This window comes from Rhizobium sp. 10N427 (genome assembly GCF_056394605.1).
Genome location: NZ_JBFTID010000001.1, coordinates 720664 through 736269 on the forward strand (window position 1 = coordinate 720664; position 15606 = coordinate 736269).

At 62.8% G+C, this 15606-nt stretch carries 15 protein-coding genes; 8 read left to right on the forward strand and 7 right to left on the reverse strand.

The window, feature by feature from the left end:
- Positions 1–156: 156 nt before the first annotated feature.
- The 8 genes from AC1DIJ_RS03145 to AC1DIJ_RS03180 all read left to right on the forward strand — a co-directional run bounded on the left by AC1DIJ_RS03145 (position 157) and on the right by AC1DIJ_RS03180 (position 7595).
- On the forward strand, positions 157–2070 hold the full coding sequence (locus AC1DIJ_RS03145; RefSeq protein ID WP_112388854.1) for a DUF5054 domain-containing protein: 1914 nt from the start codon (positions 157–159) through the stop codon (positions 2068–2070).
- Between the two features lie 196 nt (positions 2071–2266).
- The gene (locus AC1DIJ_RS03150) at positions 2267–3037 is read left to right on the forward strand and encodes a GntR family transcriptional regulator (protein WP_112388855.1); all 771 of its coding nucleotides are present in this window, start codon (positions 2267–2269) and stop codon (positions 3035–3037) included.
- Positions 3034–3870, forward strand: coding sequence for a 5-dehydro-4-deoxy-D-glucuronate isomerase (kduI, locus tag AC1DIJ_RS03155; protein ID WP_112388856.1), 837 nt, complete (start codon positions 3034–3036; stop codon positions 3868–3870). The genes AC1DIJ_RS03150 and kduI overlap by 4 nt, the downstream gene beginning before the upstream one ends.
- Before the next feature lie 4 nt (positions 3871–3874).
- Complete coding sequence (gene kduD / locus AC1DIJ_RS03160) at positions 3875–4630, forward strand: 2-dehydro-3-deoxy-D-gluconate 5-dehydrogenase KduD (protein ID WP_112388857.1); 756 nt, start codon at positions 3875–3877, stop codon at positions 4628–4630.
- 48 nt (positions 4631–4678) lie between these two features.
- Positions 4679–5362, forward strand: a complete 684-nt coding sequence (locus AC1DIJ_RS03165; protein ID WP_112388858.1) for an amino acid ABC transporter permease — start codon at positions 4679–4681, stop codon at positions 5360–5362.
- A 7-nt stretch (positions 5363–5369) separates the two neighbouring features.
- Positions 5370–6023, forward strand: a complete 654-nt coding sequence (locus AC1DIJ_RS03170) for an amino acid ABC transporter permease (protein ID WP_112388859.1) — start codon at positions 5370–5372, stop codon at positions 6021–6023.
- Positions 6007–6735 carry an amino acid ABC transporter ATP-binding protein gene (locus tag AC1DIJ_RS03175; RefSeq protein WP_112388860.1) on the forward strand — a complete coding sequence of 243 codons (729 nt, stop codon included), beginning with the start codon at positions 6007–6009 and terminating at the stop codon, positions 6733–6735. Before AC1DIJ_RS03170 ends, AC1DIJ_RS03175 begins: the two co-directional genes overlap by 17 nt.
- Before the next feature lie 62 nt (positions 6736–6797).
- Entirely contained in the window at positions 6798–7595 is a 798-nt protein-coding gene (locus AC1DIJ_RS03180; RefSeq protein WP_112388861.1) for a transporter substrate-binding domain-containing protein, read from the forward strand.
- Positions 7596–7638: 43 nt separating this feature from the next.
- On the opposite strand, the gene AC1DIJ_RS03185 is transcribed toward AC1DIJ_RS03180, so the two are convergent.
- From AC1DIJ_RS03185 to AC1DIJ_RS03215, 7 genes are all read right to left on the reverse strand, one after another.
- Entirely contained in the window at positions 7639–9327 is a 1689-nt protein-coding gene (locus tag AC1DIJ_RS03185; RefSeq protein WP_477831175.1) for an ABC transporter ATP-binding protein, read from the reverse strand.
- Complete coding sequence (locus AC1DIJ_RS03190; protein ID WP_112388863.1) at positions 9324–10268, reverse strand: acetamidase/formamidase family protein; 945 nt, start codon at positions 10266–10268, stop codon at positions 9324–9326. The genes AC1DIJ_RS03185 and AC1DIJ_RS03190 overlap by 4 nt, the downstream gene beginning before the upstream one ends.
- A gap of 69 nt (positions 10269–10337) precedes the next feature.
- Positions 10338–11957 carry an ABC transporter substrate-binding protein gene (locus AC1DIJ_RS03195; RefSeq protein WP_112388864.1) on the reverse strand — a complete coding sequence of 540 codons (1620 nt, stop codon included), beginning with the start codon at positions 11955–11957 and terminating at the stop codon, positions 10338–10340.
- Positions 11958–11982: 25 nt separating this feature from the next.
- Positions 11983–12903, reverse strand: coding sequence for an ABC transporter permease (locus AC1DIJ_RS03200; RefSeq protein ID WP_112388865.1), 921 nt, complete (start codon positions 12901–12903; stop codon positions 11983–11985).
- On the reverse strand, positions 12900–13748 hold the full coding sequence (locus tag AC1DIJ_RS03205; protein WP_112388866.1) for an ABC transporter permease: 849 nt from the start codon (positions 13746–13748) through the stop codon (positions 12900–12902). Before AC1DIJ_RS03205 ends, AC1DIJ_RS03200 begins: the two co-directional genes overlap by 4 nt.
- On the reverse strand, positions 13748–14329 hold the full coding sequence (locus AC1DIJ_RS03210) for an ANTAR domain-containing response regulator (protein WP_112388867.1): 582 nt from the start codon (positions 14327–14329) through the stop codon (positions 13748–13750). The genes AC1DIJ_RS03205 and AC1DIJ_RS03210 overlap by 1 nt, the downstream gene beginning before the upstream one ends.
- The gene (locus tag AC1DIJ_RS03215) at positions 14326–15459 is read right to left on the reverse strand and encodes a transporter substrate-binding protein (RefSeq protein WP_112388868.1); all 1134 of its coding nucleotides are present in this window, start codon (positions 15457–15459) and stop codon (positions 14326–14328) included. Before AC1DIJ_RS03215 ends, AC1DIJ_RS03210 begins: the two co-directional genes overlap by 4 nt.
- Positions 15460–15606 lie beyond the last annotated feature (147 nt).

Sequence of the window (15606 nt, forward strand, 5' to 3'; positions counted from 1 at the left end):
AAGTCATGATTTTTCGTCTATAATGGGCAGAGGTGCAATCCATTGACCTCTCAGCTTTGCAACCTGCGTCAAAAGTCATCTTGAACACGTTTACATTGTCTCGTAGATGTCGAGGCGGCCGGTGTGCGGTTGCCGAAGCCAGCGAGCGGAATGGACATGTCAGAAAAGCGCGTGCATCTGGTCTTCAAGACCCATCTGGATATCGGTTTCACGGATCACGCCGAAAAGGTTCGCCGCCAGTATCACGAGCGGTTCATTCCGCAGGCGATCGAAACGGGCGCGCATTTCCATGCCGAAAATCCCGATGAGCCGAAGTTCATCTGGACGACGGGTGCCTGGCTGATCTGGGATCACCTGAATTCGCGCTCGCCGGTAGAAGTCGCAGCCCTCGAGCAGGCGATCGAGCGCGGGCTGATCCGCTGGCACGGCCTGCCGTTCACGACGCATACCGAGCTGATGTCGCCGGATCTGTTTCGTGCGGGGCTTTCCTATTCGCAGGAGCTCGACCGCCGCTTCGGCAAGACGACGATCGCCGCGAAGATGACGGATGTGCCCGGCCATACGCTCGGAATGGTGCCGCCGCTCGCCGAAGCCGGGATCCGCTTCCTGCATCTCGGCGTCAACACCGCCTCGCCACCGCCCGACGTGCCGGATGTTTTCCGCTGGCGGGCACCCGATGGCGCCGAAGTCGTGGTCATGTATCAGCGTTCCTATGGCGAGACCTATTTCCCTGAAGGCTTCTCGGATGGGCTGAGCTTTGCCCATACCAACGACAATATCGGCCCGCAAAGCGTGCCGCAGACGGCGGAGGCTTTACGTGACATCCGCAACCGCGAGCCGGACGCGACGATCCGCGCCGCGACGCTGGAAGATTACGGCGCGCTGCTCTGGGAAGCGCGCGAGCGCTTTCCGGTTCTCGACATCGAGCTCGGCGACAGCTGGATCCATGGCAGCGCCACCGACCCGCAGAAGACCGCCCGCTTCCTGGCGCTGCAGCGGATCTATGATCGATTTGCTTCCCGCGGTTTGACGAAAAGCCGTCTGGCCTTCGGCCGCGAGATTGCGATGGTCGCCGAACATACCTGTGGCGTCGACATCAAGTCGTATCTGCGCGACGACAAGGCCTGGTCGCGTCCGGATTTCGAGGCGGCGCGCAAGGGTGATTACCGGTTCGCCTATGCCGAACAGTCCTGGCAGGAGCAGCGCGATTATCTCGACAAGGCCATTTCGATGCTGGAGCCCGATGACGCCGCGGCGGCGGCCCAAGCTGTTGCTACGCTTGGGGCGCACGCCTTGCCCGTGCTGTCGGCCAAGCAGACAGAGTTGACGGCAGGCGGCTGGACGGTGACGCTCGACGGTCAAAGCGGCGACATTGCCTCGATCGCAACGCCGGCGGGGACGACGATCTCGGGCCGCGGCGGCGCGCTTCTCGGCTATCGCTATGAAAGCTATGATGCAGCCGATGTCGGCAGGCATATGGACACCTATCTGACGCATCGCCAGGAATGGGCGGTTCTTGATCATGACAAGCCTGGTCTCGCCCAATCCGGCGCGGCGCTGTCTCAAGTGTTTTCACCCGTTCTCGAGGCGGCCGCAGGCAACATGATGTTGCTCTCGCTGCCCGAGCGCGCATCGTCGTCATATGGGGCGCCAAAGCATGTTTCGCTGCGGTTCCTGGATGAAGGCGATGCGCTTTCCATTCAGCTGACGCTGCATGCCAAACCTGCCAATCGCATGCCGGAGGCGAGCTTCTTCTTCGTCACGCCTGCCGGGGATGCGGCGTGGAGTTTCCGCAAGATGGGGCTCTGGCACAAGTCGGGCGCGATCGCCGAAAGCGGCGGGGCGCAGCTGCAGGCCGTCAGCGCCGCGCGCACCGGTGCGCTGCAGATCGAGCCGCTGGATACGCCGCTCGCAGCACCCGCAAGCTGGGACTTCATGACCTTCTGCAAGGCGCGTCCGGATTTCTCCGGCGGCATCCGGTTCAATCTCCACAACAACAAGTGGGGCACGAATTTTCCGATGTGGTGCGAGGGCGACATCGTCGCGCGCTTCAGGCTTTCCGAAATTTAAGTACCTGAAAAATAACAGCAAAAGTAAGCCACGGAGAGCGATCTCCGCGGCTTTTTCGTTGTGGAAAAGTCCTTGCCTTTATCCGCTTGCACTAAGTTGGATACTAATATACTACTTCTTGGCAAGCCAACGGGAGGTGGCGACGGGTGACGACAATAGGTCAGCGCATCACGATTGAAACTGGGGCCGGGACGCGATGAGCGAGACCCGCAAGAAGCGCTCGCTCGCCGGCGTCACCCATCTTTCGCATCAGCGAGCCGCCGCGCCACGTGCCGCGACGCTGGTTTATAACGCGCTGCGCGACGACATCATCTCGCTCCGCCGCAAGCCGATGGATCTCCTCAACGAGAAAGAACTGGAAGCGCAGTTCGGCGTCAGCCGCACGCCGATCCGCGAAGCGATCCTGCGTCTGTCGGACGATGGGCTGGTCGACGTTTTTCCGCAGTCCGGAACCTTCGTGTCCCGCATTCCGCGCCATGCGCTCTACGAGGCGATCCTTGTGCGCAAGGCGCTTGAGGACACCACCGTCTCGATCGCCGTCGAGAAGATGACCCCCGCTGGTCTGCGTCTGCTGGAGCGCAATCTTGCCGATCTCAGCGCCTGCGTGCGCGACGACGATGTCGCCGCTTTCCATGTGGTCGACAACGATTTCCACAAGCTGATCAGCGATATCGCCGGCTTTCCCGGCATCTGGGCGATCATCCAGCAGGTCAAGGTCCATTCCGACCGCTACCGCCTGCTGACACTGCCGCAGGAAGGGCGTCTCGCCCGTGTCATCGAAGAGCACTCCGCCGTCATCGACTGCATGAAGGCAGGCGACAAGGCGGGTGCCGCATCGGCCATGGGGTTCCATCTCGGCAAGCTGCTCGGCGAAGTCGAGAAAGCCGAAATCTGGGATCCGAACTATTTCATCGAGGATGCGAAATCTCCCTTGGCATCCGCTGATCAGAAGGGAAAAATTCAATGAAGATCGACGTCCGCCATGCTTCCCATCCAGAAGCCGTCCGTGGCTACGACACCGAGACGCTGCGCCGCCACTTCCTGATCGAGACCGTCTTTGAAGGCGGAGACATCAGGCTGACCTATTCGCATTACGACCGCATGGTGATCGGTGGTGCCACGCCGCTTGCTGCTGCGCTGGTCCTTGGTGCGCCGAAGGAAATCGGTCAGGAGACGTTCCTCGCCGAGCGTGAGCTTGGCGCCCTCAATGTCGGTGGCGCGGGAAGCGTCACCGTTGACGGCAAGCGCTACGATCTCGCCAAATATGATTGCCTGTATGTCGGCAAGGGCGCCAAAGACGTCAGCTTCGAAAGCGCCGATGCGGCAAACCCGGCCAAGTTCTATCTGGTGTCGACGCCGGCGCACCAGGCTCATCCGACGGTTCTGCTGACCCGCGACAAGGCGCGTCATCTGACGCCGGGGGAAGCAGCGACCGCCAACAAGCGCTCGATCTACCAGTTCATCCACCCCGAGGTTTGCCAGTCCTGCCAGTTGACGATGGGCTTCACGATGATCGATGCGGGCAGCGTCTGGAACACCATGCCGTCACATACCCACGACCGGCGCATGGAAGCCTATCTCTATTTCGATCTCGAAGCCGATCAGCGCGTCTTCCATTTCATGGGCGAGCCGCAACAGACCCGCCACATGCTGGTGGCCAGCGAGCAGGCGATCATCTCGCCGCCGTGGTCGATCCATTCGGGTGCCGGCACCAAGAACTACAGCTTCATCTGGGCGATGGCCGGTGACAACAAGAGCTTCACCGATATGGACCATATCGCCATTGCGGATCTGAGGTAGGACGATGGCCAATCCCTTCGATCTCTCGGGCCGCACCGCCGTCGTCACCGGCGCCAATACCGGCATCGGCCAGGGCATTGCACTGGCGCTCGCCGAAGCCGGTGCCGCAATCGTCGCCGTCGGTCGTTCGTCGATGGACGAGACCGAGGCGCTGGTCAGCAAGGCGGGCGTCCGCTTCCACGCCATCAAGGCCGATCTTGGCAGCATCGCGCCGGTCAAGGATATCGTCTCGGAGACGGTCTCGGTCTTCGGCAGTCTCGATATTCTCGTCAACAATGCCGGGATCATCCGCCGCGCCGATGCGGTGGATTTCACCGAGGAAGACTGGGATGCGGTCATCGACACCAATCTGAAGACTGCCTTCTTCCTGTCGCAGGCGGCCGGCCGCCACATGATCGAGCAGGGCCGCGGCAAGATCGTCAACATTGCCTCGCTGCTCTCGTTCCAGGGCGGCATCCGCATCCCGTCTTACACCGCTTCGAAAAGCGGGCTTGCCGGCATTACCCGGCTGCTCGCCTGCGAATGGGCGGGCAAGGGCGTCAACGTCAACGCGATCGCGCCCGGCTATTTCGTCACCAACAACACCACGGCGCTGCGCGATGATCCGGACCGCAGTGCCGCGATCCTGGCACGCATCCCGGCGGGCCGCTGGGGCACACCGGCCGAACTTGGCGGGGCCGCCGTGTTCCTGGCATCGGCCGCATCCGACTATGTCCACGGCACCGTGATCCCCGTCGATGGCGGCTGGCTGGCGCGCTGAATGAGTGAGTGAATTCGCACCCGCCCGCGGGCCGCGTCTGGAGGAGACATGCAGTACCAGTTCGATTTTGCGGCGCTGATGCCCTATTGGCAGGATTTCCTGTCGGGCGCGCTGACGACGATCGAGATTACCGTGTTTTCGGTGATCATCGGGCTTGCGATCGGCATCGCCTGCGCCATCGCGCGCCGGTCCGATGTGCCGCTGCTGCGCACGGTCGTCGGCATCTATATCGAAACGGTGCGCAATACGCCGTTCATCGTGCAGATCTTCTTCATCTTCTTCGGGCTGTCGTCCATCGGATTCCGACTGCCGATCCTTGCCGCCTCCGTCTTCGCCATGGTGATCAATGTCGGCGCCTATACGGCAGAGATCGTTCGCGCCGGGATGGATTCCATCCATCCGAGCCAGATCGAGGCGGCCGAAGCGCTGGGCCTTTCGAAATTCCAGATCTATCGCGACATTATCCTGTTACCGGCGATCGAGCGTGTCTATCCGGCGCTCTCAAGCCAGTTCATCCTGATGATGCTGTCGACCTCGATCTGCTCGCAGATTTCGGCGGAAGAGTTGACCGGTGTCGCCAACAACATCCAGTCGAACACGTTCCGGTCGCTCGAAACCTATTTCGTCGTCGCGCTTCTCTATATCGCCATCACCTATCTGATGCGTGCCGCCTTCTTCGGGCTCGGCCTCATTGCATTCCCGCGCCGCCGCCGGCTCGGGCTCGGCGTGTGAGGTGACGATGCTCGGAGCTTTCTCGACCAATCACCTGATCTATCTGCTGGATGGCCTGCTCTGGACGATCGTGCTGTCCGCGCTCGCCTTCATCCTCGGTGGCATAGCCGGCTTCTTCGTCATGCTGGCACGCATCTCGCGCTTCCGCTGGCTGCGGCGCACCGCGCTCGTCTACATCCAGATCGTCCAGGGCACGCCGCTGTTGATCCAGATGTTCCTGCTCTATTTCGGTCTCGGCGTCTTCGGCATCTCGGTGCCGCCGCTGGCCGCCGCCGGTCTCGGCATGATGGTCTATTCGAGCTCCTATCTCGGCGAGATCTGGCGCGGCTCGGTGGAATCGATCGCCAAGACCCAGTTCGAAGCTGCCGAATGCCTGGGCCTCACCCGCTGGCAGGCGCTACGCGACGTCATCCTGCCGCAGGCGCTGAAGATCGCCACGCCGCCGACGGTCGGCTTCCTCGTGCAGCTCGTCAAGAACACGTCGCTTGCGTCCGTCGTCGGCTTTCTGGAGCTGACGCGTGCGGCGCAGGTCATCAACAACTCCCTGTTCCAGCCGTTCCTGGTCTTCGGCGTCGCAGCGCTCTTCTACTTCTGCGTCTGCTATCCGCTGTCGGTCTGGAGCCGTTCGCTTGAGAGGAAACTCAATGTCGGCCGCCGTTAAACTCACCAATGTCGTCAAGCGTTTCGGCGCCCTGGAGGTGCTGAAGGGCGTCTCCTTCGAAATCAACGCCGGCGAAGTCGTGGCGCTGATCGGCCAGTCCGGTTCGGGCAAGAGCACGGCGCTGCGCTGCATCAACCGGCTGGAGACAATCCAGGACGGCACCATCGAGGTCTGCGGCCACCGGGTCGAGGATCCGAAGCTCGATCTGCGCTCGCTGCGCCGGGATATCGGCATGGTGTTCCAGAGCTACAATCTCTTCCCGCACATGACGGTCGCCGAAAACATCATGCTGGCGCTGCGCCGCGTGAAGTCGATGCGCAAGGATCAGGCCCGCGAGATCGCCACAGAGGTTCTCGCCAAGGTCGGCCTGTCGGAAAAGATCGACAACTATCCGGAACAGCTTTCCGGCGGCCAGCAGCAGCGCGTGGCGATCGCCCGCTCGCTCGCCATGCAGCCGAAGGTGATGCTGTTCGACGAGGTGACCTCGGCGCTCGATCCGAAGCTGACGGGCGAAGTGCTGCGCGTCATGGAAGATCTCGCCCGCGGCGGCATGACGATGATCGTCGTCACCCACGAGATGGGCTTCGCCAAACGCGCCGCCAACCGCGTCATCTACATGCATACCGGCAAGGTCTGGGAGACGGGAAGAGCAGACATCCTCTCCAATCCCCAGACGCCGGAACTGAAGGAATTCATGGCCGAAGAGCTCTGAATTCAAGGAGGAGTACCTGCACGCATGCGCGCAGGGTCGGGTAAACGAGAGAGGAGACTCATATGCCGACGACAATGATTTCGAAACTGGCACTCATCGCAGGCGCAAGCCTGCTGGCCTTCGCATCGGCCGCCAATGCCGACGTGCTCGACAATATCAAGAAGGCCGGAAAGGTGCGCATCGCGGTTGCGATGGGCATTCCGGAATATTCCTTCGTCGACGAAAACCTGAAGCCGACAGGCTCCGACGTCGAAACCGCAAAGCTGATCGCCAAGGATCTCGGCGTCGAGCTGGAACTGGTGGAAATCACCAACGCCGCCCGCGTTCCCTCGGTTCAGACGGGCAAGGCCGACATGGTCGTCTCCTCGCTCGGCATCACCGAAGAGCGCAAGAAGGCGATCGACTATTCGGTTCCCTACGCGACGCTGGCGCTCGTCGTCGCCGGTCCGGCTGACGCCGCGATCAAGGACTATGCCGATCTCGATGGCAAGCGCATCGGCGTGACGCGCGCCACCACCAACGACCAGGACATCACGGCGAAGGCCAAGGGTGCCGATATCGTTCGCTTCGAAGACGATGCGACGCTGATCACCTCCGTCGTCTCCGGCCAGGTCGATATTCTCTCCAGCCAGTCGGCCGTCATCAACGGCATCAACAAGAAGATGACCGCCAATCCGCTGCAGATAAAGTTCACCCAGAAGGAAACCAACCTCGGTATCGGTATACCCAAGGGCGAAACGGCGCTGAAGGGCTGGCTCGATGGTTGGGTGAAGACCAATTTCGACAACAAGGTGCTGCGCGATATCTATCGCCAGTTCCACAATGCCGAACTGCCCGACGATCTGACCTCGCGTCAGTAAACGTCAAAAAGAAACGCCGGGGCTTTGCGGCCCCGGCGGGTTTTCAAGCGAGCGCCTGCGCCCGCTTCTGATAGACCTCGGGATCGGGGATCGGCACTGCGGCGATCAGCGCCTTGGTATAGTCGTCCTTCTGGTTCTCGAAGATTTCCCGCCGCGTTCCCGTCTCGACGATCTTGCCGCCGCGCATGACGGCGACGCGATGTGACATGCGCTCGATGACTGCCATGTCGTGCGAGATGAAGAGATAGGCGAGCCCCATCGTCTCCTGCAGCTCCAGCATCAGATCCAGCACCTTGGCGCGCACGGAAACGTCGAGTGCGGCCACGCTTTCATCGGCGACGATCACCTTCGGGCCAACGGCAAGTGCACGGGCGATGCAGATGCGCTGGCGCTGGCCACCCGAGAATTCGTGCGGATAGCGGGTTGCCGCATCCGGCGTCAGGCCGACGCGACGCAGCAGTTCGGCGACACGATCCTGCCGCTCACTCTTGTTGCCGATGCCGTGGATGACCATCGGTTCGGCGATGGCAGGGCCGACGGCCATGCGGCTGTCGAGCGAAGCATAGGGATCCTGGAAGATCATCTGCGCCGAGCGGCGAACCGGGCGCATTTGGCGCTGCGTCAGGCCGGCAATGTTCTGGCCGTCGATCAGCACGCTGCCGGTGAAGGGAATGAGGCCGAGCACGGCCTTGCCCGTCGTTGACTTGCCGGACCCGCTTTCGCCGACCAGGCCGAGCGTTTGACCCGGCATCAGGTCGAAAGAAACGCCGCTGACGGCCTGCACCTGCGGTTTGCCCTTGAAGAACCGGCCGACCGGGCTGCCATAGTGGACGTCGAGATCGCGAACGGCGATCACGGGTGCCGCGCCGGTCCGCTCGGGCTCGATCTTGCGTGGCGTCACGCGCGGCGGGCCATCAGTGCCGGCAAGCGCGCCGAGGCGCGGCACGGCGGCGAGCAGCTGCCTGGTATAGTCTTCCTGGGGACGGTTGAAGATGGCGAGCGATGGGCCTTCCTCGACGATCCGGCCGTTCTGCATGATCAGCACGCGATCGGCCATTTCGGCGACCACGCCCATGTCATGGGTGATGAGCACGATCGAGGTGCCGAACTCGGCCTTCAACTCGCGCATCAGCTTCAGGATCTGCGCCTGAACCGTGACATCGAGCGCCGTCGTCGGCTCGTCGGCGATCAGCACCTTCGGCTGGCAGGAGAGCGCCATGGCGATCATCACGCGCTGGCGCATGCCGCCTGACAGCTCATGCGGATATTGCTTCAGCCGCCGCGCCGGATCGGTGATCTGCACCGCATCCAGCATCTTCAGCGCCGTCGCCTCGGCATTCTCGTTGCCCTGGTGCTCGCGGATCGCCTCGGTCAGCTGTGCGCCGATCGACATCACCGGGTTCAGCGAGGTCATCGGTTCCTGGAATACCATGGCGACATCGCCGCCGCGCACGCTGCGCATGGCGCGGTTTGATAGCGTCAGCAGGTCACGCTCGCCAAGCAGGATGTTGCCGGAGGTGACGCGCAGCGACGCCTTCTGCAGCAGTCCCATGATGGCGAGCGAGGTCACCGATTTGCCCGAGCCGGATTCGCCAGCGATGCAGAGCGTTTCGCCGCTTGAGAGGCTGAAGCTGATGTCCCTGAGGACAGGCTTCAGCCCTTCGGGCGTGCGTGCATCGACGCTGAGATTGCGGACGGAAAGGACCGGCGCTGTAGTGGCGGGCAATGTCACGAGAATACGATCCTCGGGAAGTAGAAGGAGACCACCCAGTTCGGCATATCGACGATTTCGCTGATGCGCAGATCGCCGCAGACGGAGCAGAGCATATAGGCATCGACAGGGTTGAGGCCGTGTTCGACCGTCAGAAGATCGATCATCCGCATCACGGCTTCGCGCGCGCCCGTCATCAGATCGGGGCCGATACCGGTCGTGACTTCATAGCCCATGCCGTCGAGGTGGCGGGTGACCGGCTCCGTCGTGGTGAAGCGCGGCGACTGCAGCCGGGCGTCCTTGACGAGCTCGATCGTCGCTTCGACATTCATCTGGCTTTCGATCGCCGTGCCGCAGACTTCGCCGTCGCCCTGGGCGGCGTGCGTATCGCCGATCGAGAACAGTGCGCCATCGACTTCTACCGGCAGGTAGAGCGTCACACCGGCCGTCAGGTCGCGGATGTCCATATTGCCGCCGACGCGGCGGGGCGGGACGACGGAATGGGTGCCGGGCTCTGCCGGAGCCACGCCGATCGTACCGGCAAAGGGCTTCAACGGCACACGGCCGCCGGGGCCGAAGAGCGCCGGAACCATGCTGTTGGCATCATAGGACCAGACATGCAGCGCCGGCTCCTTGAACTGGTCGGCGAGCAGGCCGAAGCCCGGAATATTGGCCGTCCAGCCAACGCCCGACGGAATGAATTTGCGCAGCGTCACCTTCAGTGCATCGCCGGGTTTCGCGCCTTCGACATAGACAGGGCCGGAAACCGGGTTGATCTTGCCGAAATCGAGATCGCGCAGCGTATCGAGGGTCGCATCGCGGCCGAGCTGGCCGCCCGAGGAATCCATGCATTCGAAATGGATCGTCTCGCCCGGCTTGGCGACGACAGCCGGGGCAAAATCCTTGTTCCAGCCGAAATTGTGCTGGGCGCGGTGAATGGTGTGGGTGCAGGCAATGCACATCTTGTGTGTCTCCCTCGTTCTTATGGCGCCCTCCCGGCCGGGGCCGGGAGGACGTTCACCCGTCAGGGCTTATTGGTTGACGTAGATCGCGTCGTAATTGATGACGCGCGTCGGATCGATATAGACGTTGTCGGCGCCGCCCATGCGGAGCGACTTGGCAACGACGCGGCGCTCGTTGATCACCGGAACCCACGGCGCATCGGCCATGATGTCGGTGAAGATCTTGCCCCAGGCAGCGGTGCGTTCAGCACCCTTGGCCGGGTCAGACATCGAGTCTGCCGCGACAGCGCGGGCATCGAGATCCTTGTTGCAATACCAGGACCAGTTCCAGCCACCGGCAACCGCACCCGAGCAACCCAGGATCGGGCCGTAGAAGTTGGACGGATCCGGGAAGTCGGCGATCCAGGCCATGCCGCCCGACCAGATCATCGGCGCTTCGCCTTCCGTACCACCAGCAGAGATGACGTTGGCCTGTGCCAGCGCACGGACTTCAGCCTTGATGCCGACAGCGGCCAGATCCTGCTGGATCGCCTGGGCGATACGCGGCTGCGGATCGGTGTTCGTGGAGTAGAGCGTCGTTTCGAAACCATCCGGGAAACCGGCTTCGGCAAGAAGCGCCTTGGCCTTGGCAACGTCGTAGGTGTAGCCGGTGAAGGACTTGTCATAGCCCGGCATCAGCGGCGGCAGCGGCTGGTTGGCGGGCGTTGCGCGGCCGTTCAGGATGCGGGTGATGCGGTCCTTGTTGACGGCCATGTTGACGGCCTGGCGAACCTTGACGTTGTCGAACGGCTTCACCTTGGTGTTGAGCGTGATGTAGCCGGTGTGGAGCTGTGCGCCATCGACGATCATCTTCGCGCCGTCGGCGGAGTTCTTGATCTCGAGGAACTTGGCCGGCGGAATGCCGTCGCCAGCGATATCGACTTCGCCCTTCTGCAGGCGCAGCAGTGCGACCAGCGGCTCCTGGCCGACTTCGACAGTGAAGCTGTCGACATGCGGGACGTCCTTGACGAAGTAGTCCTTGTTGCGCTCGAACACGAGCTTCTGGCCGATCGTCCAGTCCTTCAGGGTGAAGGTGCCGGAGCCGACGGGCTTCTTGCCGAAATCGCCGCCTGCTGCTTCGACTGCTTCCTTAGGAACGACGGAGGCGAAGTTGATGGCGAGAACGTGCAGGAAGGTGGCGTCCGGACGCGACAGCGTGAAGACGACGGTGCCTGCATCAGGCGTCTCGATGCCGGAAAGCGTTTCGGACTTGCCGCCCGTCACGTCTTCGAAGCCCTTGATGGCGCCGAAGAAGCCGGCGCCCGGGCCCTGCGTCTTCGGGTTGACGGCGCGTTCAATCGAATACTTGACGTCGGAGGCGACGACTTCGCGGCCGTTGGAGAATTTCACGCCCTTGCGGAGCTTGAACGTGTAGGTGAGGCCGTCATCCGAAACGGTGAAGCTTTCGGCCAGCGACGGAACGAGGTTCGGTGTACCCGGCTCATAGTCCATCAGGCGCGAGTAGAGGCTCTTGATCATCGACCAGTTGACCCAATCGTAACCGATGGCCGGGTCGAGGGTGGCGATATCGTCTTTGTAGGTGACGATAATGTCGCCGCCCTGCTTGGGTGCATCCTGTGCCATGACCGAGAGCGGCGCCAGCGCCACCACCGATGCCATGGTTGTCATTCGAAGCCAGCTTTTGAACATATTGGTTCCCCTTCTTTGGTTGCTGTCAACGTGTGCGGATACGCGGGTCGATGACCGGCGCAATGAGGTCGGCAAGCAGATTGCCGATGACGATGGCGAGCGCCGAAGTCAGCGTCACGCCCATGATGATCGGGATATCGACCTGCTGGATTGCCTGCCAGGCAAGCTGGCCGATGCCGGGCCAGCCAAAAACGGCCTCGACCACGACCACGCCGCCCATGAACTGGCCGATATCGATGCCGATCATCGCAATAATCGGCAGGATGGCGTTGGGCAGCGCGTGGCGGAAGATGATGCGGCGCGACGACAGGCCCTTGGCGCGGGCAGTGCGGACATAATCCTGATTGAGCACGTCGATCATCGCCGAGCGGACCATGCGGGCATACCAGCCGGCGCCGAGAACGCCGAGCGTGGTGGCCGGCAGCACGACATGGGCAAGCGTGCCGTAACCGCTCATCGGAAACCAGCCGAGGGTGACGGCGAAGACGTAGAGAAGCAGCAGCGCGACGACGAATTGCGGGGCCGAGACGCCGACGAAGGAGGCCATCATCACCAGACGGTCGACGAAGCCGCCGCGGCGGATCGCGGCGACCGTGCCGAGCGTCAGGCCGAGGATGACTTCGACGATGATACCGGCGAGCATCAGCGTCAGCGTTGCCGGCAGGCGGGCGACGATCAGCGTCCAGACATCGGTCTTCTGCGCATAGGAGCGGCCGAGATTGCCGGAAAGAAGATTGGTCAGATAATGCCAGAACTGCACGAGCAGCGGCTGGTCAAGGCCGAGCTCATGGCGGATGTTGGCGACCGTCTGCGCCGTGGCGCTGCGCCCGGCGATCATCCGCGCCGGATCGGCGGGAAGCGCATAGAGCAGCACGAAGGTGATGGCGGCAACGCCGAGCAGGATCAGAAACGCCTGGGCGAGGCGGCGGAGAACGAGGAACATCAGTTTCTCCCCCGCTGCGTCGGGTCGAGGATATCGCGCAGCGCGTCACCGACGAGATTGAAGGACAGCGCGGTCAGCAGGATGACGATGCCGGGGAAGAACACCAGCCAGGGAGCGGCCTGGAAGTAGCTCTGGCTTTCGAAGATGATGTTGCCCCAGGAAGCCTGCGGCGGCTGGACGCCGATGCCGAGGAAGGAGAGCGTCGCTTCGAGCAGCACCGTGGTGGCGATGCCGAGCGTGCCCCAGACGATCGCCGTCGGCACCAGATGCGGCAGGATATGCATGAACAGCACGCGCATGTGTCCGGCGCCGAGCGAGCGTTCGGCCATGATGAAGTCTCGCTCGGAGAGGCCGCGGGTCTCGGTATAGACGATACGGGCGACCTGCACCCAGTTCACGAGCGCAATGACCATGGCGACGATCCACAGGCTCGGGCGCAGCAGGGCGGCAAGCACGATGGCGAGCAGCAGCGCCGGGAAGGCCATCATCAGATCGGTGAAGCGCATCAGCACATTGCTGGCGAAACCTTTCACATAGCCGGCGATGATGCCGACGAAGAGGCCGATCGCCACCGCGATGCCGTTTGCCACCAGGCCGATGACCAGCGAGGTGCGAGCGCCGTAGAGCAGGCGCGAGAACAGGTCGCGGCCGAGCGTATCGGTGCCGAGCAGGAACTGCCCGCCGGGCGGTAGTGGCGCACCTTCGAGCGACAGCCCGTCGAACATCTGGTTGTCAGGGTCGAAGGGTGCAATCCACGGCGCGGCGATCGCCATGACCACGACGAGCAGGACGACCACGAGGCCGAACAGCGCCGCAGGCTGGCGCAGCATTTCTTTCAGCACGCGCATCAGCCGGCCTCCGGCAGGGGCTCGGCACCGCCGACGATAAAGGCGGCGATCTGTTCCATCGGCAGACGGCGGCGCATGGCGCAATCGCGCAGGATAGCGTAGGCGCGTTCCTCATCGACCCGGTGTGCGGCCATCAGTTTTTCCACCGCGGCATGGACGAGAGGGCGAAGGCGTACACGCTCTTCGAGATATTGCAGCCGTTCGGCATTGTTCTTGCGTTCCTGATGGATGGAGACGGCCATGACGAGGGCCGGATAGACGGCGGACGTGGCGATCGGTTTGGCGATGATGGCACCGGCGCCCTGTTCCAGCGCCCAGGCAATGCGGCCCGGCGCTTCGGAGCCGAGAAGGGCGACGACGGGGCAGGCCGCTGCCGGATCCTTCCAGGGCAGCAGGTCATCCCAGCCCTGGTCTGCATCAACGATGACGAGATCGGGCAGGTCGGTCGCCGCAAGCGGCGCCCATTGCAGGCTGGTGCGGATGCCGAGAAGCCGGAGCTGACGGATCAGTCTCTCGGTGTTGCTGTCTTCGCGATGGATGATGGCAGCGTGCCAGCCTGTAAAATTCGGTGTTTCCCTCATGAGACCACCCGTAATTTCGGCGAGGCAGTCTTGTTGCGGCCGGTAAGATAGGGGTCGGCAGCGAGCGGCGGCCGCGAGGCCACGACGTCGAAGCCGTTTTCGGCATTGATCTGGCCGAGATGGAAGGGCAGCGGCGCATGATGGGTTTCACGGTCGATGGCAATCGAGCCGAACAGGCTTGGGCGCTGCGTGTCGTAGAGTTCGCGGCGCACGGCGGCTGGTTCGTCGCTGCCTGCGGCGATGATCGCATCGGCGCAGAGTTTGACCGCCGTATAGGCGCTGGCAAAGACGCTGGAGACACGGCGGCCTGCGCCATACCGGGCCGCGACACGGATCTTGAAGGACAGGTTTTCTGGCGTCGAGAGATTGTCGAAATAGGAGGCCGCGCAAAGCTGGCCGATTGCCTTACCGGGCTCGATATCGGCAAGCTCGCATTCCATCAGGTCGCAGCTGACGACGGGGCAATTTTCCGGGCGGAAAGCCGGATCGCGTTCGGCAAGCTTGCCGATCGCGGCAAGGAAAGCGTAGCTCGACGGACCGATCAGGTTGTTGAGGATGAAGCTCGGGCGGCGCTGCTCGATATCGGCAACGATACGCTCGACCGCCGTTTCTTCCAGCGGCAGATAGCGCTCGCCGAGCACCTCGCCGCCGGCATTGTTGATCAGCTCGCGGGCCAGCCGGTTCATCTCCCAGCCCCAGACATAGTTGGCGCCGACGAGATAGGGACGGGCGCCGAAACGCGGGATCAGATGCTCGAACAGCGGGATCAGGTGCTGGTTCGGGCAGCCGCCGACATAGATGACGTTTTCGTTGGCTTCGAAACCCTCGTAGGGGCACATGTACCAGAGCAGGCCGTCATGCTTTTCGACCAGCGGAATCACTTCCTTGCGCGCGGCCGACGTGATCGTGCCGACGATATGGCGGCAGCCGGCGCGCAGCAGCTGGCGCGCGCCTTCCAGATAGGCGGCGAGATCGGCATGCGGGTCGTAGAAGACCGGCTCGATCCTCACCTGGCGGGCGGCGGAAATTTCCGCCAGCGCAAATTCCGCGCCGTCGCGCGCATCCCGTCCCATCGAGCCGTAAGGCCCCGTGGTGGAGTAAAGAATGCCGATTTTCAGCGCGTCGGTCATACGGAACCCAAAAAACCAAAAACCCCACGACGCGGGCCCATCATCGATGGGGCGTCATGGGGCGAAACTGCCCAGCGACTATCGGAGTCATGTGAATGCGGTATGGCTCGTCTGCCTAATCCGCAGGCTTGAATAAAATACAGGCAT